This window comes from Clostridium perfringens (assembly GCF_016027375.1).
In the GTDB taxonomy this organism is placed as follows: Bacteria; Bacillota; Clostridia; order Clostridiales; family Clostridiaceae; genus Sarcina; species Sarcina perfringens.
On sequence record NZ_CP065681.1, the window covers coordinates 1,376,098 to 1,401,572 of the forward strand.

Sequence of the window (25,475 nt, forward strand, 5' to 3'; positions counted from 1 at the left end):
ATGAAGGAATTAGTTGAAATAATTGCTAAGTCACTAGTAGATAAACCTGAGGATGTTCATGTAAATGAGGTCTTAGGAGAGGAATCAATCATATTAGAACTAAAGGTATCACCTGAAGATATGGGAAAAGTTATTGGAAAGCAAGGTAGAATTGCCAAAGCTATCAGAACAGTAGTGAAAGCTGCTGCAATTAAAGAAAATAAAAAAGTTGTAGTAGAAATCATTTAAAAAGAGTTAGGGGAATACCTAACTCTTATTTTATATACAGAAAAGGGGTGTAATAATGGAAGATTTATTAGTAGTTGGTCAAATAATAAACACTCATGGTTTAAGAGGTGAAATGAAAGTTATGCCTTTAACTGAAGATATGAGAAGATTTGACTATTTAGAATATGTTATCTTAAAAGGGAAAAAGGTTAAAGTAGAGGGCGTAAAATACTTTAAGGATAAAGTTATACTTAAATTAGAAGGAATAAATTCAATAGAGGAAGCTGAAAAACTAAAAAGAACTTATTTAGAAATAGAACGTGAAGATGCTATAGAGCTTGAAGAAGATGAATATTTCATAGTTGATTTAGTTGGATGCACTGTTGTTGATACAGAGGGATTTGAGTATGGAAAAATCAAAGATGTAATCCAAACTCCAAGTAATGATGTTTATTGGGTTCAAGGAAAGAAGGAAGTATTAGTTCCAGTATTAAAAGATATAGTTTTAGATATTAATATGGATGAAAAATTAATTACTATAAGACCTTCTGGAGAGTGGCAATATGAAGATTAATATTCTTACATTGTTCCCAGAGATGTTTGATATATTTAAACATAGCATAATAGGAAGAGCTAGGGAAAATGGTTTTCTACATATAGAGACGGTAAATATAAGAGATTATACTTTAAATAAGCATAAGAAGGTAGATGATTATCCTTATGGTGGCGGAGCAGGAATGGTTATGACTCCTCAGCCAGTTGTAGATGCTATAAAGGCTGTTAAAGAAAAAAATAAGGGTAAGGTTATATTTTTAGGACCAAGAGGAAAAACTTTCAATCAAGAAATGGCTAAGGAACTTTCTAAAGAGGAAGAGCTTATTTTTGTTTGTGGGCACTATGAAGGTATAGATCAAAGAGTTTATAAATATTTTGATTTAGAAATTTCTCTTGGAGATTTTGTGTTAACAGGTGGAGAAATGGCATGTATTCCAGTTATTGATAGCATATCTAGATTAGTACCTGGTGTTTTAGGAAGTGAAGAGAGTTTCCAAGATGAAAGTTATTATGATGGGACTTTAGAGTATCCACAATACACAAGACCTTTTGAATTTGAAGGAGAGAAAGTTCCAGAGGTTCTTATGTCAGGTCATCACGAAAATATAAGAAAGTGGAGAAGAAAACAATCACTTCTTATAACTAAGGAAAGAAGACCAGATATGTTTGAAAAAATTAAACTTTCAAAAGAAGACATAAAATTGTTAAAATCAAAATAAATATATTGATTAAAGAATACAAGTATGATAGAATAAACTTCGTGCTAGTACCGGCGGTCCTCTGTCACAGAGTGTGTTAAGAACGTCAAAATTTTAGAAGATATCAAGGAGGAATGCACAATGAACGAAATCATAAGAGCAATCGAAAAAGAACAAATCAGAGAAGATTTAACTCAATTCAACATAGGTGACACTATAAAAGTTCACGTTAGAATTAAAGAAGGTAACAGAGAAAGAATCCAAGTATTCGAAGGAACTGTTATCAAAAAACAAAACGGTGGATTAAGAGAAACTTTCACAGTAAGAAGAGTTGCTTACGGTGTAGGTGTTGAAAGAACTTTCCCAATAAACGCTCCAATCATCGATAAGATTGATGTTGTAAGAAGAGGTAAAGTAAGAAGAGCTAAATTATTCTACTTAAGAGACAGAGTAGGTAAAGCTGCTAAAGTTAAAGAGTTAACTAGATAATTTAAACATAAACTGGGACTAGTGAATAGTCCCATTTTTTGTTTGTATAAAAATATTAGAATTTTACTTTAAACAATATTGATTTAATTTGTTTAAGATAATATATTGAATATAACCTAAAATAAAAAATGGAAGGGTGATTTATTATGGCAATAAACTGGTTCCCTGGCCATATGGTCAAAACGAAAAGAGAAATACAGAACAATTTAAAGCTTGTAGATGCTGTTATAGAAATTAGAGATGCTAGAATACCTAAATCTTCTAAAAATCCAGATATAGACACTCTATGTGCTGGTAAGCCTAGAGTAATACTTTTAAATAAGAGTGACTTAACTGATCCTAAGGTAACTAAAGCTTGGAAAGATAGCTTAACTAATGATGAAACAATTGTTTTAGAAGTAAACGCTTTAAAAGGTGAAGGACTAAATGCTATAAAACCTGCTCTTTTAAAACTTTTAAAAGATAAACATGATAGATTAAAAGCTAAAGGTTTAGCTAAAATCACTACTAGAGCTATGGTTGTTGGAATACCTAACGTTGGTAAATCAACATTTATAAATAAAATGGCTAAAAACAATATAGCTAAAACTGGAGATAGACCAGGTGTTACTAAGAATAAACAATGGATAAAAACTAAGTTAGGTATAGAATTAATGGATACACCAGGAGTTTTATGGCCTAAATTTGAGGATGAGATCGTTGGATTAAATTTAGCATTTACTGGAGCTATAAAAGACGAAATAATGGATACTGAAGAATTAGCTCTTAAACTAGTTGAAAGACTTCAAGAAACAAATCCAGAAGAATTAATGACTAGATATAAACTTACAGAACTTCATGAAAATCCATTAGATAACTTAGATGCTATAGCTAGAAAAAGAGGAGCTATAATGTCAGGTAATCAAATAGATTACAATAGAATTGCAGGAATAATTTTAGATGAATTTAGAGGCGGAAAAATAGGAAAAATATCTTTAGAAAAACCAGAATAGGAAGTAGGGTTTATTATGGATAATTTAATAAAAGATATGAGAGAAAATTTAAATTCATACTCTTTTAAAGTAGTAAGTGATTTAGTAAAAGAGTTAGATGTAAATAGAGATAACAAAGCTCAAATAAAAGAACTTGCTGACTTATTAAAAGAGGATAAAAGAAAAAATGTATCATCTTTAGGAAATAGATTAGAGAAGAACCTAAATAATCTTATTAAAGAAGAGGAAAGAGTTAAAAATATGTATCTTTTTGATAAGAGTTTTGGTGATTATAAATATGTAGCTGGAGTTGATGAGGTTGGAAGAGGTCCTTTAGCAGGTCCTATAGTTTCAGCAGCGGTAATATTAGATTCTAGTGATTTAGATGATATAATTCTTTACATAAATGACTCAAAAAAATTATCAGAACATAAAAGAGAAGAGTTAAGTGAGATCATAAAAGAAAAAGCCTTAAGTTACTCCATTTCAATGTGTGATAGCAAGGAAATAGATGAAAAAGGTATAGGATACTGTAATAATCATGTATTCATAAAAGCTTGTGAAGGACTAAGTATAAAGCCAGATTTAGTCCTTTCTGATGGATATTTAATAAAGAACTTTAATGGAGAAAATAAGCATGTTATAAAAGGTGATACAAAAAGTGCTTGTATAGCCTGTGCTTCAATAATTGCAAAAGTTTATAGAGATAATATTATGAAGGAATATCATAAAAAATATCCGCAATATGATTTTGAAAAAAATGTTGGTTATGGAACTAAGACTCATGTAGATGCTTTAAAAGAAGTAGGGCCTACAGAAATTCATAGAATGAGTTTTTTAAAGAATATTTTATAGTTATACCCTAAAAGCATCTTTTAAAAAGTTTAATTCATACTTTGAACTATCAATATGAAAGTTAATTTCAATAACATCAAATCTAATATAATAATTGTAGAGTTTTTTTATATGTAGATAGTATTTTGCTACATTTATTATTCTACGTTGTTTAGAGCAGGTTACTGATTCTTTTGGATTACCAAAGGAGTTAGAAAACCTGCTTTTTACTTCTATAAAAGAAATTATTTCATCTTTAATAGCTATAATATCAATTTCTCCAGAGGAACAATTAAAGTTTTTTTCTAAGATTGAATATCCCTCTTTTTTTAAGAATTCTACACTTAAATCCTCTCCATAGAAACCTATAGATTTATTATATTTTTTCATTTAAATCACCTCTACTGAATTTTTAACACTTAAGTACAAGTTTAAACATTTTAAAATTTTAATGATTAAAAAATTTTTTTGTGGTTAGTATGATTTTTGAAAGTATATCTTTTAAAGAAGGTGATTTGTATGTCTATAAGTTTGAAAAGTTCAACTTTAATAGGAATAGAAGGTGTAATTGTTAATATAGAGGTTGATATAAGTAAGGGGTTGCCAAGTTTTACTTTGGTAGGCTTAGCGGATACTTCCGTTAGAGAGGCTAAAGAGAGGGTAAGAGCAGCTATTTTAAATAGTGGTTATGAATTTCCTTTAGGGAGAATAACAGTAAATTTAGCTCCAGGGAATTTAAGAAAGGTAGGAACTGGATTTGATCTTCCTATAGCTTTAGCTATATTAATTGAGAGTGGTCAAATTCAAATGGAGATTTTAGAGAATACTGTTTATTTAGGAGAATTATCCCTAGATGGCCATATTAGATCTGTTAATGGAGCTTTATGCTCTGTTATATCTGGAGTTGAAAATAATAATGATAAGTTTATTATACCAATGGATAATTTAAGAGAATGTTCTTGTGTTGATAATATTAATTTATATGGTTTCTCTCATTTAAAAGAGGTGGTTGGATTTTTAACTTATAGAGATGTGCTACCTTATAAAAGAGAAGAGGAAATTTGTGCGTTAAAGGAAGATAATTCTTTTAATGAGATTTGTGGTCAAGAAAGTGCAAAGAGAGCTATGATAATTGCAGCGGCTGGAAATCATAATGTTATATTGCAAGGACCTCCAGGATCAGGTAAAACAATGCTTGCTAAGGGGGTTAAATCTTTATTACCAGAATTAAATAAAAAAGAAATATTAGAGACAACAAGGATATATAGTGTTTCGGGACTTTTAAATAATACTAAAGGAAAAATTGAAAGGCCCTTTAGAAATCCACATCATACTGCAACAAGGGTATCCTTAATAGGTGGAGGAAGAGATTTAAGGGTAGGAGAAGTTACCTTAGCTCATAATGGTATTTTGTTTTTAGATGAACTTTTAGAGTTTGATAGAAGAACCTTAGAATGTTTAAGAGAGCCTATGGAAAATGGAGAGATAACCATATCTAGGAATGTAGGAAGTGTAACATATCCAGCAGAAGTCATGCTTATAGGAGCTTTTAATCCATGTCCATGTGGAAATTACTTAAGTGGTTATGAAGGAAGAATATGTACTTGTAGTGAATATGAACGGATTAAATACAGAAATAGACTTTCTAAGGCTATGCTAGATAGAATAGATATTTTTACTTCTGTTAGATATGCCTCTTATAATGAACTTAATTCAAGTAATAAAAAAGAAAATTTAGAGGATATAAGAAATAAAATTAAGGAAGCAAGAGAAAGACAAAAATTTAGGTTTAAAGATTTAGAAATAACTTATAACTCTCAGATGAAACATAGTCATATTCAAAGTTTAATAAGATTAGATGAAGAATGTCATGAAGTTTTAAATAATATATACACAAGATTTTCTTTAAGTAGTAGGGCATTAGATAGAATTATAAAATTATCTAGAACCATAGCAGATATGGATGGCAGTGAAGATATTAAAAAAAGCAATATTTATGAAGCTCTTAATTATAGAAAAAATTTAGAGGGAGAGGTTATATAAATGAAAGAAGTTGATTTAAATTATAAAATATGGCTTGGAAGTTTAAAGATTTCAAACAATATAAAAGTAGAGCTTTTAAATCAATTAGGAAATGAAGAAAATATATACATACATAGAAAGGATATAGAGGAAACTGGAATTAAATGCGCTAGTAAATTTAAAAATGATATTAACATTGATTTGAATAGTAGGGTAATTAATGATATAAATAAGAAAGACTATAAAATAGTAACATATTTAGATAAAGACTATCCTAAAAGACTTAAAAATATAGATGAACCTCCCTATATTCTTTTTTATAAGGGGGATTTAGAAAGAGCTGAAGATACCAATGTTGCCATTGTTGGATCGAGAAAATGTGATCCATATGGGAAAAGATGTGCAAGTCTTATAGCTTCAGGGCTAGGAAAAGCAGGTGTTGGAATAGTAAGCGGTGGAGCCTTTGGGGTGGATACTGAAGCACATAAAAAGTGTGTTGAAGAAAATTTTTATAATGTTGCCGTTTTTGGTTGTGGAATAAATTTAGATTATCCTGTCTATAATAGAGAATTGTATAAAAAAATAATTAAAAATGGATGTATAATTAGTGAATTTTTCCCTGATACGCCACCGCTTAGATATAATTTTCCTCAGAGGAATAGAATAATAAGTGGATTATCTGAAGCTGTTATAGTGGTTCAAGCTGGAGAAAAAAGTGGATCTTTAATAACTGCAAATTATGCTGTAAATCAAGGAAAAGATGTTTTTGCAGTGCCTGGAGATGTGTTTTCTTCTCAAAGCAGGGGCTGTAATAATCTTATAAAAGATGGAGCTGGTATATTCACTAATATAGGTGATTTATTAAATTCAATACCTTTTAAAATAAAAAAAGAAGGAAAATGTAATAAAGATGGCAAAAAAGAGGAAAATTCAGAGATTAACCAGTTGCTTTTAAGCATATTAGAGAATAATATTCTACATATAGACGATATTATAAGAGTAACAAATATTGACACATCTATCATATATGAGTTATTATGTGAATTGCAATTTGAAAATAAAATAGAAGTTATACCAGGAGATTATTATACAAAAATAATATGATAGTTTGAGGGGGTGAACACTCTGGATTTAATTCAGAGTTTACGATGGGTCAAAAATTAGTAATTGTTGAGTCACCAGCTAAAGCCAAGACAATAGAAAAATATTTAGGTAAAAATTATGTAGTCGAAGCTTCCATGGGACATGTAAGAGATTTGCCAAAAAGCCAATTAGGCGTTGATATAGAAAATGAATATAATCCTAAATATATAACAATAAGAGGAAAAGGTGAACTTTTAAGCAAACTTAGAAAGTTAGCTAAAAAAAGTGATAAGATATACCTTGCAACTGACCCTGATAGAGAAGGGGAAGCTATATCTTGGCACTTAGCTAATGTGCTTAAGATAGATGAAAACGAGAATTGTAGAATAGAATTTAATGAAATAACAAAGGATGCAGTTAAAAATTCAATAAAGCATCCAAGAAAAATAAATTGTAATTTAGTAGATGCTCAGCAAGCAAGAAGAGTGTTAGACAGATTGGTTGGATATGAAATAAGTCCACTTCTATGGAGAAATGTAAAATGGGGATTGAGTGCTGGAAGGGTTCAGTCAGCAGCATTAAAACTTATATGTGATAGAGAAGAAGAAATAAAGAAGTTCAATCCAGAAGAGTATTGGACTGTTGATGTTAAACTTAAAAAAGGAAAGAAGTCTTTCCCTGTTAAGTTAACAACTAAAAATAAGAAAAAGATAGAAATAAAAAATAAAGAACAAGCAGATCAAATAATAGATGAACTTAAAGAAAATGAATATATAGTAAGCAAGATAAAAAAAGGAACTAAGAATAAAAATCCTTTAGCTCCATTTACTACAAGTACTCTTCAACAAGAGGCAAGTAAAAAGCTTAACTTTATGACAAAGAAAACAATGTCAGTAGCTCAACAACTTTATGAAGGGGTTGAAGTTAAGAAATTTGGAACTGTAGGTTTAATAACTTATATGAGAACTGATTCTGTTAGAATCTCAAAGGAAGCTCAAGAAAAAGCTCTTAACTTTATAGATGAAACATATGGAAAAGAGTATGTTCCAGAGGAACCAAGAGTATATAAAGGAAAGAAAAATATACAAGATGCCCATGAAGCCATAAGACCTACATATGTTGAAATAACACCAGAGATTGCTAAGGCAAACTTAAGTAATGATCAATATAAGTTATATGCTTTAATATGGAAAAGATTCATAGCAAGCCAAATGGCTACATGTATATTAAATACTAATAGCCTAGAAATTAAAAATGGAGATTATACATTAAGAGCTAGTGGATCCACTATAAAATTTGATGGTTTCATGAAAGTTTATGAGTATATATTAGGGGAAGAGGAAGAATCAGTACTTTTACCTGAATTAGAAGAAAATGAAGTTTTAAAAGAAGAATCAATTGAAGGTAAACAACATTTTACTCAACCACCTGCTAGGTATTCAGAGGCTGCTTTTGTTAAGCTTTTAGAGGAAAAAGGTATTGGAAGACCAAGTACTTACGTTCCAACAATATCTACATTAATAAGTAGAAAATATGTAGATAGAGAGAAAAAGATTCTTATACCAACAGAATTAGGCTTTATAGTAAATGATATACTTTCTAATTATTTTAAGCAGATAGTTGATACTGACTTTACTGCAGAAATGGAAGTTAAACTTGATAATGTTGAAGCTGGAAAAGAAAGTTGGACTCATATAGTAGATGAATTCTTTACTCCATTAAAGGAAGATATAGAAAAGGCAGAAAAAGAGATATCTAAGGTTATTATAGAAGATAAAGTCAGTGATGTACCTTGTGATAAATGTGGAAGACTTATGGTTATTAAGCATGGAAGATTTGGAGATTTCTTAGCTTGCCCTGGATATCCAGAGTGTCAAAATACAAAACCTATAGTTGAAGAGGTTGATGCAAACTGTCCATTATGTGGAGGAAAGATTTTAGTTAAGAGAAGTAAAAAGGGAAACAGATTCTATGGATGTAGTAATTATCCAGAGTGTAATTTCGTAAGTTGGTATGAACCAACAAATGAAAAATGCCCAGAATGTGGTTCATATATGGTTAAGAGATACTCTAAGAGTAAAGGTGAATATTTACAGTGTAGCGATAAAGAATGTAAATATGAAAAAATAATTGAAAAAAATAATGATGAAAATAACTCAGAAAAGTAGTTTTTAGTCCTTATCTCCACCAGTATTACTGGTTGAAATGAAGTATTTACTATGTTAATATTTAAATAATAAGTTTATTATAAGAATATTTTAAAAATTCTGAAATTTACATCTTTTGTAAAATGGTGCGAGGAGGATATAATGTCGACACTACTTAGTAAAACTAGAAGATTAAATAAGATTTTACAAAAATCAGGTACTGAAGCTATAGCTTTTGGAGATATATGCCAATTATTAAGTGATGTTATGTCGTGTAATGTATATTTAGTTGGAAGAAAAGGTAGAATATTAGGTTATTCTTTTTCTGAAAAATTTGAATGTGACATAATGAAAGAAAAAGTTGTTGTTGATAGAAAATTCCCAGAAGACTACAATAATAAATTAATAAACATTCAAGATACAATTGCAAACATACCTAATAAAGGAATATGTGTTTTTGAAGGGGTAGGAGAATGTTTAATCTCTAAAAAAATATCAACTATTGTTCCTATAGTTGGTAATGGAGATAGATTAGGAACTTTATTATTAGCTAGATTTGGGGAAGAATTTAATGATGATGACCTAGTTTTAGCAGAATATAGTGCTACAATAGTTGGGATGGAGCTTTTAAGAGCTAGACAAGGTGAAATAGAAGAAGAAGCACGTAAAAAAGCGGTGGTTCAATTAGCTATTGGAACTTTATCTTACTCAGAATTAGAGGCTGTAGAACATATTTTTAGTGAGTTAAATGGAGATGAAGGATTATTAGTAGCTTCTAAGATAGCTGATAAAGTTGGAATAACTAGATCAGTTATAGTAAATGCTCTTAGAAAATTTGAGAGTGCAGGAGTTATTGAATCAAGAAGTCTTGGGATGAAAGGTACTCATATAAAAATATTAAACGAAAAGTTAATGGATGAACTTAAAAAGATAAAATAAGATTTGAAGAAGGTGTTTTTTTGCATCTTCTTCTTTTTTATATAACAAGCTAATAATAATTAAATAAATATAAAAAATCTATGATTTATAACTTTTATAAGAGGTTTAATAGAAATAAGTAATTTTTTATAATTAATTAGTATTTTTCAGTATATTTATAGATAATTTAAGATAAAATCAAATTAGGTAAAAAGTTTAATAGTGATATAATATTATTTTATAAAAACTTTGAAAAATCTTGTTGATACTTTTATAACCCTATGTTATACTATCAAAGGTAACAAATACACACATTATCGAATCTATAAGCCGGTGCTACTTTAAGTAGTGCTTATAGTAAAGAAGATAGTGGAGGAAATAACCAATCTAGGAGGAAAAAATAATGTCAGTAATTTCAATGAAACAATTATTAGAAGCTGGTGTTCATTTCGGACATCAAACAAGAAGATGGAACCCTAAAATGGCTCCTTACATCTTTACAGAAAGAAACGGTATATACATAATCGATTTACAAAAAACTGTAAAGAAAGCTGAAGAAGCTTACAACTTTATAAGAGAAGTATCAGAAGCTGGTAAAGACGTAATATTCGTTGGAACTAAAAAACAAGCTCAAGAAGCTGTTAAAGAAGAAGCTGAAAGATCAAACATGTACTTCGTTAACCACAGATGGTTAGGAGGAATGTTAACTAACTTCACAACTATAAAAACAAGAATAAACAGATTAAACAAATTAGATGAAATGGAACAAGACGGAACATTCGACGTTTTACCTAAGAAAGAAGTAATCAAGTTAAAACTTGAAAGAGAAAAATTACAAAGAAACTTAGGCGGAATCAAAGAATTAGACGCTTCAAACATAGGAGCTATGTTCGTTGTTGACCCAAGAAAAGAAAAGAATGCAATAGCAGAAGCTAAAATATTAGGAATTCCAGTAGTAGCTATAGTTGATACTAACTGTGACCCAGAAGAAGTTGACTACGTAATTCCAGGAAATGACGATGCTATAAGAGCAGTTAAATTAATAGCTGGTAAAATGGCAGACGCTATAATCGAAGGAAGACAAGGCGAGCAATTAGCAGAGTAATATTAAGATAAATACTGAAAAGGTAGATGAAGCTCTCTGCTTCGTTTACCTTTTAATTAAATAGTCAGGAGGAATTTCAATGATAACAGCTAAAGCAGTTAAAGAGTTAAGAGAAAGAACTGGCGCAGGAATGATGGATTGTAAAAAAGCGCTAACTGAAACTAATGGAGATATGGAAAAAGCAGTTGAAGTTTTAAGAGAAAAAGGATTAGCAGCTGCAGCTAAAAAAGCTGGAAGAGTAGCAGCTGAAGGTATCGTTAAAACTTACGTATCAGAAGATATGAAAAAAGGTTCAATAGTTGAAATCAACTGTGAAACTGACTTCGTTGCTTTAAACGAAGAATTCGTTGGATTTGCAGGAAGAGTAGCAGAATTAGTTGCTAACTCAAATGTAAACACTGTAGAAGAATTATTAGCAGAAAAATTAGACGGAGACAAAACTGTTCAAGAAGTTTTAACTGAGTTAATCGCTAAGATTGGTGAAAACATGAGCGTAAGAAGATTCGAAAGATTTTCTGTTGAAAGCGGATTAGTTCAAAGCTACATCCACGGTGGCGGAAGAATAGGTGTTATGGCTGAATTAGCATGTGAAGCTTCATCACCAGTATTAGCTGAAGTTGCTAAAGATGTTTGTATGCAAATAGCTGCTGCTAACCCACTATTCTTATCAGAAGCTGATGTTGATCAAGAATCTTTAGAAAAAGAAAAAGAAATATACAGAGCTCAAGCTCTTAACGAAGGTAAACCAGAGCACATCGTTGATAAGATGGTAATGGGAAGAATCAAAAAATACTGTAAAGAAGTTTGTCTTTTAGATCAAGCTTGGGTAAAAGATGGCGACAAATCAATCGCTAAATTATTAGAAGAAAAATCAAAAGAAGTAGGTTCTCCAATAACTATAACTAAGTTCGTAAGATTCGAAAGAGGAGAAGGAATCGAAAAGAAAGAAGAAAACTTCGCTGAAGAAGTAGCTAAAATGGGCGGAAAATAATAACATAAGAGAACACATTGTGTTCTCTTTTTTTAGAATATAGATATAAAAAATTAACAAAAATAGAGAATTCAGCGTTTTGGAGGTTTAAGATGGGAACTTGTAAATACAAAAGAGTTATGCTTAAGTTATCAGGTGAGGCTTTAGCAGGCGAAAATGGTTTTGGAATAGATTTTAATATAGCAATGAACATAGCAAAGGCTGTAAAAGAGCTTGTTGATATGGGAATAGAAGTAGGCGCAGTTGTAGGTGGCGGAAACATATGGAGAGGTAGAAGTGGAGAAGGCATGGATAGAACTACTGCTGACTATATGGGAATGCTAGCTACTTCAATAAATGCTTTAGCACTTCAAGATTCATTAGAATCTTTAGGGGTAGACACTAGAGTACAAACTGCTATAGAAATGAAGGAAATAGCAGAGCCATATATAAGAAGAAGAGCTATGAGGCACTTAGAAAAAGGTAGAGTAGTAATATTCGGAGCAGGAACAGGAAACCCTTATTTTTCAACTGATACAGCAGCAGCATTAAGAGCCGCTGAAATAGAAGCTGATGTAATATTATTAGCTAAAAAGGTTGATGGAGTTTATGATAAAGATCCACATAAATACGATGATGCTAAAAAATATGATGAATTATCATATATAGAAGTACTTGAGCAAGGATTACAAGTAATGGATTCAACTGCAACATCACTTTGTATGGACAACAACATCCCTATATTAGTATTTGCTTTAGATAATCCTGAAAACATTAAGAGAGTTGTTTTAGGAGAAAATATAGGAACAATAGTAAGCAAAAAATAAGGAGGAGTTTTAAATGATTAAGGACGTTATAAAAAAATCAGAAGAAAAAATGAATAAAACTATAAATTCTTTAAATTCAGAATTAGCTACAATGAAAGCTGGAAGAGCTAACCCAACTATGTTAGATAGAATTCAAGTTGAGTATTATGGAAGCATGTGTCCTTTAAATCAAGTAGCTAATGTTTCATCACCAGAACCAAGATTATTAGTTATAACACCTTGGGAAAAACCAATGCTTAAAGAAATAGAAAAAGCTATCTTAAAATCAGATTTAGGAATAAACCCTAACAATGATGGTACTATAATAAGACTTTTAGTTCCAGAATTAACTGAAGAAACTAGAAAAAATTTAGTTAAGAACGTTAAAAAAGTTGGAGAGCAAGCTAAGGTTGCTATAAGATCTATAAGAAAAGATGCAAATGATAAAGTTAAAAACTTCAAAAAAGAAGGAACTATAACTGAAGATGAAATGAAAAAGGGTGAAGATGACATCCAAAAAGTAACAGATAAGTTTGTTAAAGAAATAGATACTATAGTGGCAGCTAAAGAAAAAGAGATTATGTCAATTTAATTTAAAAAACCTGCTCTTTAGCAGGTTTTTTATTTTATAATTGAATTATAAGGAGGAACCTTCTATGTTAGATTTTTTTAGTAAAAAAGGAAATGAAGATTCAGAAGAAATAGTTCTAATTGAAGATAAAATGCCAAAGCATATTGCCATAATAATGGATGGTAATGGAAGATGGGCAAAAAAAAGAGGTCTTCCAAGAACTATGGGACATAGAGCTGGGGTTAAGACTATAAAAACTATTGTAAAAGAATGCGATAAATTAGGAGTGAAATATTTAACTTTATATGCTTTCTCTACTGAAAACTGGAAAAGACCAGAAGATGAAGTTAATGCTCTTATGAAGTTAGTTGTTGAATTTATAAAAAATGAAATTGATGAACTTCATCAAAACGGAGTAAGGGTACAAACTATAGGTGATTTATCAAGATTCCCAGAAGAACCTAAAAAAGCTATACTTTGGGCTATGGAAAAAACTAAAGATAACACTGGAGTAGTTTTAAGCTTAGCATTAAATTATGGTGGAAGAAATGAAATAGTTAGAGGTATAAAATCTGTAATAGAAGATGTTAAAGCGGGCAAAATAAGTATAGATGATATAAACGAAGATATGTTTAATGACTATCTTTATACTAAAGGAATGCCAGATCCAGATCTTATAATAAGACCAAGTGGAGAACAAAGACTTAGCAACTTCTTATTATGGCAATGTGCATACTCAGAATTTTGGTATTCTCAAATAAACTGGCCAGATTTTAATGGTGAAGATTTAAGAAAAGCTATTTTTGATTATCAAAATAGAGATAGAAGATTTGGTGGAATTAAATAAATAATGAGGTGATTTGGGTGAAATCTAATAGCAGATATCTAGGCGCACTTATAATGGCTCCATTTATTGCTTTTATATTCCTAGGTGGAATTTGGCTTAAGCTATTTACTATTGCTCTTTCTTTTGCAGGATTATATGAATATTATAAAACTGTTAAAGTAGCAAAATTAAAGCCTATTTCCATAGGGGGATATATATTATTAATATTATATTACTTAACTTCAAATAATTTTGAAATGTTATCATTTTTAATAATAATAGCTACATTTATATTACTTTGTGTTCCTATACTTAATATTGAATATACATTTATAGATGTTGCAGTTACTATTTTAGGATTTATATATGTAGGAGTTTTCTTTAGCTTCATACATTTAGTAAACATCAAAGAAGGTGGACAATACCTAGTTTGGTTAATATTCCTATCATCATGGCTTTGTGATACTGCTGCATACTATTCAGGTAGATTCTTTGGTAAACACAAATTATGTCCAAAGGTTAGTCCTAAGAAGACTATAGAAGGTTCTATAGGAGGAATATTAGGAAGTACATTAGCTTGTGGAATATTTGGTATAATAATATCTAATAGTTTCTCTTTAATACCTGTATATCATTATTTTATAATAGGTATATTATGTGGAGTATTCTGTCAATTTGGTGATTTAGTTGCTTCATCAATAAAGAGATACGCAGGAATAAAAGATTATAGTAATTTAATACCAGGACATGGTGGAATATTAGATAGATTTGACAGTATATTATTTGCTGGAACAATAGTATTCTTCTATTTAACACTTGTCTTAAAATTTTAATGCTTTAGATTTTCTAAAGCATTTTTTTTATAAAAAATTTTATTTATATTTATTTGTAGGCATAAAAATTTTATTATATATTTAACTTAAAAAGAAAAATATAAGATTATTCATAGAATATTAAGTAATAACTTGAGTATATTTATTATGTAGAGATATTTATAAAGGTGGGAATAGTTTTAAAGAAAAATATAATTTAGAGAAAAAGATTTATCAATGAGTAGATAACTTTCTGTTAAAAGAAAACATAATAAATGTATATTATTGTATTTAGAGATATAATGATATAAAATAATATAATAGGCTAAGTAGATAATTTTAGTCTATTATGTTTAAGGAAGAACTTAGGAGGAAAGAATATGAAGAGAATATCTATACTAGGGGTAACTGGTTCTATAGGAACTCAAACTTTAGATGTATTAAGATTTCATAAAGAAGATTTTGAATTAGTTGGTATAACAGCTAATAGAAATATAGAATTAACAATGGATATAATAAAAGAGTTTTCACCTAAATACGTTGCAATAAATCACGAGGAGTCTTACAAAAAACTTGTAGATTTAGTAAAAAGCCAAGGATTAAAGTGTGAAGTTATCTATGGGATGGAAGGCTTAGTTAAAGTTGCTACTTTAGATGAAATTGATATAGTTGTTACTTCTGTTGTTGGTATGATTGGATTAAAACCAACTGTAGAAGCTATAAGAAAAGGAAAAGATATCGCTTTAGCAAATAAAGAAACTTTAGTAGTAGCAGGTGAACTTGTTATGAGAGAAGCTAAAGAAAATGGAGTAAAAATACTTCCAGTAGACTCAGAGCATAGTGCTATATTCCAATCATTACAAGGAAATGCTCATAACAAAATTGATAAAATACTTTTAACTGCTTCTGGAGGGCCTTTTAGAGGGTTTACTATAGAAGATTTAAAATCAGTAACTCCAGAAAGAGCTCTTAAGCATCCAAAGTGGAATATGGGTCAAAAAATATCAATAGATTCATCAACTCTAATGAACAAGGGATTAGAAGTTATAGAAGCTCATTGGTTATTTGATTGTCCTTATAAAGATATAGAGGTTGTAGTTCATCCACAATCAATAATACATTCTATGGTTCAATATACTGATGGAGCAGTTATAGCTCAATTAGGTGTACCAGATATGAAATTACCAATTCAATATGCTTTAAATTATCCAAATAGGCAAGGAAATATTAGTGAAAAGTTAGATTTATTTAAGATTAGAGAGTTAACTTTTGAAAAGCCGGATTTAGATACATTTAAATGCTTAAAATTAGCTTATGAAGCAGGAGAAAAGGGAAAGCTTATGCCAACAATTTTAAATGGGGCTAATGAAGTATGTGTTGAACTATTCCTAAATAAAAAGATAACATATCTGCAAATACCAGAGATAATAGAAGAGTGTATGAATACTTTTGATTACAACAAAGAGGTTACTCTTCATAATGTAATAAATTTAGACAAAGAAGTAAGACAGTATATATATGAAAAATATAACTAGGAGGGAAAAGGGTGTATATAATTTTTGCTTTATTAGCATTTAGTGCTTTAATCTTAGTTCATGAGCTTGGACATTTTATTGTGGCTAAATTAAATGGGATTTATGTTGAGGAATTTGCTATTGGTATGGGTCCAAAGCTTTTTGGTGTAAAAGTTGGAGAAACAGAATATAACTTAAGAATCCTTCCTTTTGGTGGATTTGTTAAAATGCTTGGTGAAGAAGATGAAAGTGATGATTCAGGAAGCTTAAATGCAAAAACTCCTATTCAAAGAATACTTGTTATGGGAGCAGGGGCATTTATGAATTATGTATTAGCCCTTATAATATTTATTGGGCTAGCTATGAGTTCTGGCTTTGCAGAAAATAAAGTAGCAAGTGTAGTACCTAATTCACCAGCACAAGAAATAGGAATTGAACAGGGAGATGAATTCCTAAAAATAGATGGAAACAAAATTCATACAACTGATGATTTTAGAATGGGATTAGCTTTAGCTAAGGGAAATCCAGTTGAATTAGAGATAAAAAGAGGCAATGATGTCTTAACAAAAACAGTACAGCCGATTTTAAATGAGAGTGGAATGTATCAAGTTGGAATAAGCTATGCTTTAGTTGAAAAACCTACTTTGCTTCAAGGAATAAAGCAAGGATTTAATGAAACAAGAAGTCTTGTATCTCAGTCATTTATTGCATTAAAGACTATTGTTACAGGAGAAGCAAATTTAAAAACTGATGTAGGAGGTCCTGTTACAATAATTAAAATGTCAGGGCAAGCAGCAAAAGCAGGAGCAAATACTCTTTTATGGTTTATGGCATTTTTAAGTGTTCAATTAGCAGTATTTAACCTTTTACCATTCCCAGCTTTAGATGGTGGAAGAATATTTATAGAGCTTATTCAAATGATAATTAGAAAAGAAATACCTGCTAAATATATTGAAGCTGTAAATACCGTTGGATTCATGCTCCTTATGGGACTTATGGTATTAGTAACTATAAAAGATATAATATTCCCGATACTATAGAAATTTGGAGGAATTAATAGTGAATAGAAAAGAAACTAGAAAGGTTAAGGTTGGAAACATATATGTTGGAGGAGATTTTAGAGTTTCCATTCAATCTATGACCAATACAGATACAAAAGATGTAGAAGCTACAGTTAAACAAATAAGAGAGCTTCAAGAAGCTGGATGTGATATTGTTAGATGTGCAGTTTTAGATATGGATGCAGCTTGCGCTATAAAAGATATAGTGGCAAAAATTAATATACCACTAGTTGCAGACATTCATTTTGATTATAGATTAGCTTTAAAAGCAATAGAAAATGGAGTTTCTGCAATAAGAATAAATCCAGGAAATATTGGATCTAGAGAAAAGGTAGAAGCTGTAGTAAAAGCTTGTAAAGAAAAAAACATTCCTATAAGAATAGGGGTTAACTCAGGGTCATTATCAAAAGAACTTTTAGCAAAATATGGAAAACCTACCCCAGATGCCCTAGTTGAAAGTGCATTAGAACATGTTAAAATATTAGAAGAGTTAGATTTTCATGATATAGTAATTTCAATGAAATCATCAAATGTTGAAACTATGATAGAAAGTTATAGAATAGCTTCACAAAAAACAAATTATCCTCTTCACTTAGGGGTTACTGAGGCTGGTACACCTTGGAGAGGAACAATAAAATCTGCTATAGGAATAGGAACTTTACTTGCAGAAGGAATAGGTGATACTATAAGAGTTTCTTTAACTGGAGATCCTGTTGAAGAGATAAAAGTAGGTAAAGAAATTCTTAAAAACTTTGGATATGTAAAAGAAGGAATAGAGTTTATATCATGTCCTACATGTGGAAGAACTCAAATAGACTTAATAAACATAGCTAAAGAAGTAGAACAAAGACTAAGTTCTTGCAAGAAAAATATAAAGGTTGCAGTAATGGGCTGTGTTGTAAATGGACCAGGAGAAGCAAGAGAGGCAGATATTGGGATAGCTGGAGGTAAAGGTGAAGGTCTTATCTTTAGAAAAGGTGAAATAATTAAAAAAGTAAAAGAAGAAGACTTAGTTGAAGAGCTTATAAAGATAATAGAAACAATATAATTTAAAGGAGGGATTAATATCCCTTCTTTATGTCGTATAGGGATAAATTAAAATAAAATTCAAAGGAGGCTTAGATTTTGAGTAACGAGTTTGTTAAACAGATTAACAGATCCATAAAATCAGATGATAATCTTAATGATTTAGAGTTTGAAATAACTAAGTTTCAATTGTTGAAGAAAAGCAATACTTTAAGAACCATAATAAAAAGTAAAGATCAATTATCAGAAGAACAAAAGAAAATAATTAAGCAATATATAAAAAAAGCTATAGGTTTTGAAATAAATATAGAGATTATGTATTACATAGATATTTCTGATATAACTTTAAAACAGGTAGTAGATCAGCATTGGAATCATGTTTGTGAAAAAATTATAGAGAAACATCCTGTTTTAAAAGAAGTTTTACTTAATTCTCCTATAGTAATTGAAGGAGAAAAAATAATTATAAAAAATGGTTCTGAGTTTTTATGTACTTTTGTTAATAAAAAACATATAGATAGAGAGATTAAGGGATATATAAAATCATTCTTTGGAATAAATTCTTTAGTAGAAGTTAAATATGATGAAAGTTTAGCTAATAAGAATTACAATGATGAAAAGTTAAATGAAAACAAAGAAATAGCTAAAAAAGTTATAGAAACTATGAAAGCTCAAGCTGCTCAAGAAAAGCCTGTTAAAAAGGAAATTAGTGATAATAAACATAAATCTAATGGTGGCAATAAAGGTGGTTATGAGAAAAAATCTTATAAAGATGAGCCTAAGAATGAAAATACTATACTGGGAAGAAATATTCAAGGAGATACTATAGATATAAGCAGTATAGATATGGGATCTGGAATTGTTACTATTTCAGGAGATGTATTTAAAACTGATATTTTTGAAACTAAGACAGGTAGAATAATACTTACATTCTTCATAACAGACTATACAAGTTCTATAGCCGTTAAATGCTTCTTAAGAGATAAGGATAAAGAACATGTTTTAGAAAATGTTAAAAAAGGTCTTTATTGTAAAGTAAGAGGGGAAGCTACTATGGATCCTTATGCTAAGGAAGTTGTAATAATGGCTAGGGATATAAATAAGCTTACAAAAATAGAGCGTATGGATACAGCAGAGGAAAAAAGAGTAGAGCTTCATATGCATACAACTATGAGCTCAATGGATGCCGTAACTGCTGCAAGTAAAATTGTTGAGAGAGCAGCAAAGTTTGGACATAAGGCTGTAGCCATAACAGACCATGGAGTTGTTCAGGCCTTTCCAGATGCTCAAATAGCTGCTAAAAAGAATAACATAAAAGTTATTTATGGGGTAGAGGGATATTTAGCTGATAATGGAACACCTATAGTTATTAATGGGCATGAGGAATCCTTTGATGATGAGTATGTGGTTTTTGATATAGAAACCACAGGTTTTTCAAGTAAAAATGATAAGATTATAGAAATTGGTGCTGTTAAGTTAAAGGATGGAGAAATAGTTGATTCCTTTAGTACTTTTGTTGATCCAAAGGTAAATATTCCATATAAGATTACAGAGCTTACAAGTATAACTCAAAATATGGTTAATGGACAGCCTACTATAGATGAAGTGCTTCCTAAATTTATGGAATTTGTAGGAGATTCTGTACTAGTAGCCCACAATGCTGCCTTTGACGTTGGTTTTATAAAAAAGAACTTAATGGATATGGGAAAAACTTTAAAGAATCCTGTAATGGATACTGTTCCTTTAGCTAGATATCTTTATCCAGATTTAAAAAAGGTTAAGTTAAATCTAGTTGCTAAACATTTAGGAATTAGCCTTGAAAATCACCATAGAGCTGTTGATGATGCAAAGGCTACTGCGGAGATATTAAAGTTTTCTTTCAAAAAGATGAAAGAAGAAATGGATATTCATGATGTTAAAACTCTAAATGAAAAGTATTTATCAAATATAGATGTAAAGAAACTTCCTCTACATCACATAATAATATTAGCTAAAAATCAAACTGGAATTAAGAATTTATATAAATTAGTTTCTATGGCTCACTTAGATTATTTTGCTAGAAGACCAAGACTTCCTAAAAGTATAATAACTGAGTATAGAGAAGGTTTAATAATTGGTTCAGCTTGTGAAGCAGGACAATTATATAAGGCAGTTTTAGAAGGAAAGACAGATGGGGAATTAAAAGAAATAGCATCTTTCTATGATTATCTAGAAATTCAGCCAATACAAAATAATGAATTCCTTATAAGAAAAGGAAATGTAAAAGATGAAGAAGAACTTAGAGAGTTAAATAGAAAAATATATGATTTAGGAAAGGAAATGGATAAACCAGTAGTGGCTACATGCGATTGTCATTTCTTAGATCCTAATGATGAAGTATTTAGAAGAATAATAATGGCTGGTCAAGGATATGGAGATGCAGATAATCAACCACCTTTATATTTTAGAACTACTAATGAAATGATGAAAGAGTTTGAATATTTAGGAGAAGAGGCTTGCAGGGAAGTTGTAATAGAAAATACTCAGAAGATAGCTGATATGGTTGAGGCTGTAAAACCTATACCAGATGAAACATTTCCTCCTAAAATAGAGGGGGCTGAGGAAGAAATAAGAAACATGACTATGAATAAGGTTCATAGTATATATGGAGAAAATCTTCCTGAAGTTGTTCAAAAGAGATTAGATAAAGAACTTAATTCTATAATAAATAATGGATATGCGGTGCTTTATCTTATAGCTCAAAAATTAGTTGCTAAATCCTTAGAAGACGGATACCTAGTTGGTTCAAGGGGGTCTGTTGGTTCCTCTTTCGTAGCAACAATGTCAGATATAACAGAGGTTAATGGATTACCACCTCATTATGTTTGTCCAAATTGTAAGAAATCAGAATTTTTCTTAGATGGTTCTATAAGTTCAGGAGCAGATTTACCAGATAAAAATTGTCCTGATTGTGGAGCTAAGTATATTAAGGATGGCCATGATATTCCTTTCGAAACATTCTTAGGTTTTGAAGGAGATAAAGAACCAGATATAGACCTTAACTTCTCAGGGGAATACCAAGCTGTTGTACATAAGTACACAGAGGTTCTTTTCGGAAAAGGATATGTATTTAAAGCTGGAACTATAGGTACAGTAGCTGAAAAAACAGCTTATGGTTTTGTAAAAAAATACCTTCAAGAAAGAGGATTAGTTGTATCTCAAGCTGAAATAGAAAGGCTTACTATTGGATGTACTGGAATAAAAAGAACTAGTGGACAGCATCCTGGTGGAATCATGGTTGTTCCAAATGACAATGAAATATATAATTTTTGTCCAATACAACATCCAGCTGATGATGTTAACACAGATATTATAACAACTCACTTTGATTACCATTCAATAAGTGGTAGACTTCTTAAGCTTGATATACTTGGACACGACGACCCGACCGTTCTTAGAATGCTTCAAGACTTAACTGGCTTAGATCCTAAGACAATACCTTTAAATGATCCTAAGGTTATAAGTTTATTTACATCACCAGATGCCTTAGGGGTAACTAAAGAAGAATTAGGATGTGAAGTTGGTAGTTATGGACTTCCTGAGTTCGGTACTAAATTCGTTAGACAGATGCTAGTTGATACTCAACCTAAGAGTTTTGCAGACCTTGTGAGAATATCTGGACTTTCACATGGTACTGATGTTTGGCTTAATAATGCTCAGTACTTTATTAAGGAAGGTTATACTACACTAAAAGACTGTATAGCAACAAGAGACGATATTATGGTTTATCTTATGTATAAAGATCTTCCTCCTAAGACAGCCTTTACTATAATGGAAAAGGTAAGAAAGGGAAAAGGACTTAGTGAAGATGATGAAGCTTTAATGAGAGAGAAAAATGTACCAGATTGGTATATTGAATCTTGTAAAAGAATAAAATATATGTTCCCTAAAGGCCATGCTGTTGCATATGTTATGATGGCAGTTAGAATAGCATATTATAAAGTTTATTATCCAGAAGCATATTACACAACATATTTTACAGTAAGAGCTGATGATTTCGATGCAGACTTAATTTGTAAGGGTGAAGAAGCAATAAAGGCAAAGATGGAAGAACTAAATTCTTTAGGAAATAACATATCAGTAAAAGAAAAAGGTCTTTTAACTATTTTAGAAATTTCTTATGAAATGTATAAAAGAGGATTGAATTTCTTAAAGGTTGATTTATATAAATCAGAAGCAACTAAGTTTAAGATAGAAGAAGATGGTATAAGACCTCCATTAAATGCTCTTCAAGGAGTTGGAGACAATGCTGCAAAAAGTATAGTTGAATGTAGAGTTAATGGAGAGTTTATTTCAAAGGAAGATTTAAGACTTAGATCTAAGGTTTCAAAGACTGTAATAGAAACTTTAGATAATCATGGATGCCTAGAAGGAATGCAAGAAAGTAACCAACTTAGTTTGTTTGGCTAATTTTAAAAATTTCTTGTAATATAAAATATACTATGTTACTATATAAGTAGAAGTTTTTTACTAATAGTTTGAGGTAAAGGAGTGGGACAGAAAAGCCCGCTCTTTCTATTTGTAACGCAACTTAGAATAAAGTTGCGTTTTTGCATACCTATTATTATATAAATTAATAGGTATTTGCTTTATTGGATACAATAAAGATAAGATTTAAAACTTAATAAGGGAGGGAAGTATAATGAAAAAAGAACAACTTGTAGCTGATCTTGAAGCACTTTGTGCTCCTATAGTTAAAGAAAAGGGATATGATTTATATCATATTGAATATGTAAAAGAAAATAATGAATATTATTTAAGATTATATATAGAAAAGCCAGAGGAGAGAATTTCTCTAAGGGATTGTGAAATTGTAAGTAGAGCATTAAGTGATATGCTTGATATAGAAGATCCAATAAAAGATGCGTACTTCTTAGAAGTTTCATCACCAGGATTAAATAGAAGATTACATAGTGATGAGCATTTTAATAGATTTATAGGAAAAGAAGTTTTTGTTGGATTTAAGAGTTCTTTAAGTGGAAGAAAAAATGTAAAAGGAATTCTTAAAGATGTACAAGAAAATGAAATAATAGTTGAATGTGAAGGGAATGAAATAAAAGTTCCTAAAGATAAAATTAAGACAGCGAACCTTGAAGGGGAGATATAATTTTAAGGAGGGTTTAAAAATGAATGAAGAATTTCTAGGGGCATTATCTGAAATAGTAAAAGAGAAAGGTATTTCAGTAGAGGCTTTATTAGAAACTATAGATGATGCTATAATAGCAGCTTATAAGAAAAACTTTTCAAATTCAGGAACAACTGCACAAAATGTAAAGGTAAAACGTGATGAGAAATCAGGAGAAATCCATGTTTATGCTCAAAAAGTTGTTGTTGAAGAAGTTTATGATGATGTAACAGAAATAAGTTTAGAAGATGCAAAGGCTATTAGTGCTATTTATCAATTGGATGACATAGTAGAAATAGAAGTAACACCTAAAAACTTTGGAAGAGTTGCAGCACAACTTGCTAAGCAAATGGTTATCCAAAGAATAAAAGAATCTGAGAGAAATGTAATTTACTCAGAATTTGCAGAAAAAGAATTTGACATATTACCTGGTACAGTAATAAGAAAAGACAAAGGTAATGTATTTGTAGACTTAGGAAAAATAGAAGGTGTTTTAGGACCAAATGAACAAATGCCTACAGAAAAATATAACTTCAATGAAAAATTACAATTATACGTAGTTGAAGTTAAGAAAACATCTAAAGGTGCTTCAGTTTTATGTTCAAGAACACATCCAGGTTTAGTTAAAAGATTATTTGAATTAGAAGTTCCAGAAATATATGAAGGAATAGTTGAAATAAAAAGTATAGCTAGAGAAGCTGGATCAAGAACTAAAATAGCTGTTTACTCAAATGATGAATCAGTAGATGCTATGGGAGCTTGTGTTGGACCTAAGGGTGTTAGAGTTCAAAATATAGTTAATGAACTAAAAAATGAAAAAATTGATATAATAAAATGGAGCAATACTCCATCTGAGTATATAGAAAATGCTTTGAGCCCAGCTAAGGTTATAAGTGTAGAAGCTGATGAAGAAACTAAATCAGCTAAGGTTATAGTGGATGATAGTCAATTATCATTAGCTATAGGTAAAGAAGGACAAAACGTTAGATTAGCAGCTAAATTAACTGGTTGGAAAATAGACATAAAGAGCAAATCTAAAGCAGAAGAATTATTACAAGAAGAAGATATTGTTGTTGAAGAAGACACTATAATAGAAGAATAATAACTTCTAGACTTTGGAGGTGACAAGATGAAACCTAAAAAAATTCCAATGAGAATGTGCAATGGTTGCATGGAAATGAAGCCTAAAAAAGAACTGATAAGAATAGTTAAAAATGCTGAAGGAGAAGTTTCTGTAGATTTAACTGGTAAAAAGTCAGGAAGAGGGGCTTACATTTGTAAAAGTGTTGAATGTTTAGAAAAAGCATTTAAAGCAAAAAGATTAAATAAAAATCTTCAATCTAACATTGGAGATGAAGTCTATGATAGATTGAGGGATGAGATAACAAATGGATAAATTTCTTAATTTTTTAGGACTTACAAAAAGAGCAGGTAAACTTTTGGAAGGTTATAATAAATGTGAAGAGGAAATGAAAAGAAGTAAAATCTACTTATTTATTTTTTCAAATAGCATTTCAAATCGTTCAAAATATAAATTCGTTAAGTACTGTGAACAGTATGATATACCATACATAGATAATTTTTCAAAAGAAGAGTTAGGATATAGTATAGGTAGATGCGAAATCAATATATTAGGAGTAACTGATGAGAATATGGCAGAAAAACTTTTGTCATATTCTAATAATAATTAGTTCAT

25 protein-coding genes are annotated in these 25,475 nt (G+C 30.2%); 24 read left to right on the plus strand and 1 reads right to left on the minus strand.

The genetic code is table 11. The features are described 5' to 3' along the window. The 6 genes from I6G60_RS06785 (at nt 1) to I6G60_RS06810 (ending at nt 3,775) form a co-directional block, all read left to right on the plus strand. Nucleotides 1–228, plus strand: coding sequence for a KH domain-containing protein (locus I6G60_RS06785; RefSeq protein WP_003458429.1), 228 nt, complete (start codon nt 1–3; stop codon nt 226–228). 55 nt (nt 229–283) lie between these two features. Next, entirely contained in the window at nt 284–781 is a 498-nt protein-coding gene (rimM, locus tag I6G60_RS06790) for a ribosome maturation factor RimM (RefSeq protein WP_003458412.1), read from the plus strand. After that, nucleotides 771–1,481 carry a tRNA (guanosine(37)-N1)-methyltransferase TrmD gene (gene trmD / locus I6G60_RS06795; RefSeq protein WP_003458426.1) on the plus strand — a complete coding sequence of 237 codons (711 nt, stop codon included), beginning with the start codon at nt 771–773 and terminating at the stop codon, nt 1,479–1,481. The genes rimM and trmD overlap by 11 nt, the downstream gene beginning before the upstream one ends. 120 nt (nt 1,482–1,601) lie before the next feature. Then, nucleotides 1,602–1,949 (plus strand): 50S ribosomal protein L19, encoded by a 348-nt coding sequence (gene rplS / locus I6G60_RS06800; RefSeq protein ID WP_003449446.1) that lies wholly within the window; start codon nt 1,602–1,604, stop codon nt 1,947–1,949. Nucleotides 1,950–2,095: 146 nt separating this feature from the next. Further along, nucleotides 2,096–2,941, plus strand: a complete 846-nt coding sequence (gene ylqF / locus I6G60_RS06805; RefSeq protein ID WP_003458489.1) for a ribosome biogenesis GTPase YlqF — start codon at nt 2,096–2,098, stop codon at nt 2,939–2,941. Between the two features lie 15 nt (nt 2,942–2,956). Beyond that, nucleotides 2,957–3,775, plus strand: coding sequence for a ribonuclease HII (locus I6G60_RS06810; RefSeq protein WP_003478270.1), 819 nt, complete (start codon nt 2,957–2,959; stop codon nt 3,773–3,775). On the opposite strand, the gene I6G60_RS06815 is transcribed toward I6G60_RS06810, so the two are convergent. Next, nucleotides 3,776–4,144, minus strand: a complete 369-nt coding sequence (locus tag I6G60_RS06815) for a YraN family protein (RefSeq protein WP_110016152.1) — start codon at nt 4,142–4,144, stop codon at nt 3,776–3,778. 129 nt (nt 4,145–4,273) lie between these two features. Between I6G60_RS06815 and I6G60_RS06820 the strand changes: the two genes are divergently transcribed. The 18 genes from I6G60_RS06820 (at nt 4,274) to I6G60_RS06905 (ending at nt 25,470) form a co-directional block, all read left to right on the plus strand. Further along, entirely contained in the window at nt 4,274–5,797 is a 1,524-nt protein-coding gene (locus I6G60_RS06820; protein ID WP_110016153.1) for a YifB family Mg chelatase-like AAA ATPase, read from the plus strand. After that, complete coding sequence (gene dprA / locus I6G60_RS06825; protein ID WP_003471623.1) at nt 5,798–6,880, plus strand: DNA-processing protein DprA; 1,083 nt, start codon at nt 5,798–5,800, stop codon at nt 6,878–6,880. Between the two features lie 44 nt (nt 6,881–6,924). Next, complete coding sequence (topA, locus tag I6G60_RS06830) at nt 6,925–9,027, plus strand: type I DNA topoisomerase (protein WP_003458449.1); 2,103 nt, start codon at nt 6,925–6,927, stop codon at nt 9,025–9,027. A gap of 141 nt (nt 9,028–9,168) precedes the next feature. After that, on the plus strand, nt 9,169–9,945 hold the full coding sequence (codY, locus tag I6G60_RS06835) for a GTP-sensing pleiotropic transcriptional regulator CodY (protein ID WP_003449426.1): 777 nt from the start codon (nt 9,169–9,171) through the stop codon (nt 9,943–9,945). A gap of 382 nt (nt 9,946–10,327) precedes the next feature. Continuing rightward, complete coding sequence (gene rpsB, locus I6G60_RS06840; protein ID WP_003470452.1) at nt 10,328–11,029, plus strand: 30S ribosomal protein S2; 702 nt, start codon at nt 10,328–10,330, stop codon at nt 11,027–11,029. A 79-nt stretch (nt 11,030–11,108) separates the two neighbouring features. Further along, nucleotides 11,109–12,020 carry a translation elongation factor Ts gene (gene tsf, locus I6G60_RS06845; protein ID WP_003459744.1) on the plus strand — a complete coding sequence of 304 codons (912 nt, stop codon included), beginning with the start codon at nt 11,109–11,111 and terminating at the stop codon, nt 12,018–12,020. A gap of 92 nt (nt 12,021–12,112) precedes the next feature. Beyond that, the gene (pyrH, locus tag I6G60_RS06850) at nt 12,113–12,826 is read left to right on the plus strand and encodes a UMP kinase (RefSeq protein ID WP_003459788.1); all 714 of its coding nucleotides are present in this window, start codon (nt 12,113–12,115) and stop codon (nt 12,824–12,826) included. A gap of 13 nt (nt 12,827–12,839) precedes the next feature. Continuing rightward, nucleotides 12,840–13,397, plus strand: coding sequence for a ribosome recycling factor (gene frr / locus I6G60_RS06855; RefSeq protein WP_003459781.1), 558 nt, complete (start codon nt 12,840–12,842; stop codon nt 13,395–13,397). A gap of 64 nt (nt 13,398–13,461) precedes the next feature. Continuing rightward, complete coding sequence (locus tag I6G60_RS06860; RefSeq protein ID WP_003459793.1) at nt 13,462–14,223, plus strand: isoprenyl transferase; 762 nt, start codon at nt 13,462–13,464, stop codon at nt 14,221–14,223. 17 nt (nt 14,224–14,240) lie between these two features. Next, nucleotides 14,241–15,035, plus strand: a complete 795-nt coding sequence (locus tag I6G60_RS06865; protein ID WP_003459799.1) for a phosphatidate cytidylyltransferase — start codon at nt 14,241–14,243, stop codon at nt 15,033–15,035. Between the two features lie 359 nt (nt 15,036–15,394). Continuing rightward, the gene (gene dxr, locus I6G60_RS06870; protein ID WP_003459741.1) at nt 15,395–16,549 is read left to right on the plus strand and encodes a 1-deoxy-D-xylulose-5-phosphate reductoisomerase; all 1,155 of its coding nucleotides are present in this window, start codon (nt 15,395–15,397) and stop codon (nt 16,547–16,549) included. A gap of 11 nt (nt 16,550–16,560) precedes the next feature. Further along, nucleotides 16,561–17,568: an RIP metalloprotease RseP gene (gene rseP, locus I6G60_RS06875; protein ID WP_003459800.1), complete on the plus strand. Its 1,008-nt coding sequence runs from the start codon at nt 16,561–16,563 to the stop codon at nt 17,566–17,568. A 19-nt stretch (nt 17,569–17,587) separates the two neighbouring features. After that, nucleotides 17,588–18,637 (plus strand): flavodoxin-dependent (E)-4-hydroxy-3-methylbut-2-enyl-diphosphate synthase, encoded by a 1,050-nt coding sequence (ispG, locus tag I6G60_RS06880; protein WP_003459806.1) that lies wholly within the window; start codon nt 17,588–17,590, stop codon nt 18,635–18,637. A 77-nt stretch (nt 18,638–18,714) separates the two neighbouring features. Then, nucleotides 18,715–23,064, plus strand: a complete 4,350-nt coding sequence (locus tag I6G60_RS06885) for a PolC-type DNA polymerase III (protein WP_003459779.1) — start codon at nt 18,715–18,717, stop codon at nt 23,062–23,064. A gap of 232 nt (nt 23,065–23,296) precedes the next feature. Beyond that, nucleotides 23,297–23,761, plus strand: coding sequence for a ribosome maturation factor RimP (gene rimP, locus I6G60_RS06890; protein WP_003459796.1), 465 nt, complete (start codon nt 23,297–23,299; stop codon nt 23,759–23,761). Nucleotides 23,762–23,780: 19 nt separating this feature from the next. Continuing rightward, entirely contained in the window at nt 23,781–24,881 is a 1,101-nt protein-coding gene (gene nusA / locus I6G60_RS06895) for a transcription termination factor NusA (RefSeq protein ID WP_003449452.1), read from the plus strand. A 27-nt stretch (nt 24,882–24,908) separates the two neighbouring features. Beyond that, nucleotides 24,909–25,175 carry an RNase P modulator RnpM gene (gene rnpM / locus I6G60_RS06900; protein ID WP_003459790.1) on the plus strand — a complete coding sequence of 89 codons (267 nt, stop codon included), beginning with the start codon at nt 24,909–24,911 and terminating at the stop codon, nt 25,173–25,175. Further along, complete coding sequence (locus I6G60_RS06905) at nt 25,168–25,470, plus strand: ribosomal L7Ae/L30e/S12e/Gadd45 family protein (protein WP_111744272.1); 303 nt, start codon at nt 25,168–25,170, stop codon at nt 25,468–25,470. Before rnpM ends, I6G60_RS06905 begins: the two co-directional genes overlap by 8 nt. Nucleotides 25,471–25,475: the final 5 nt, after the last annotated feature.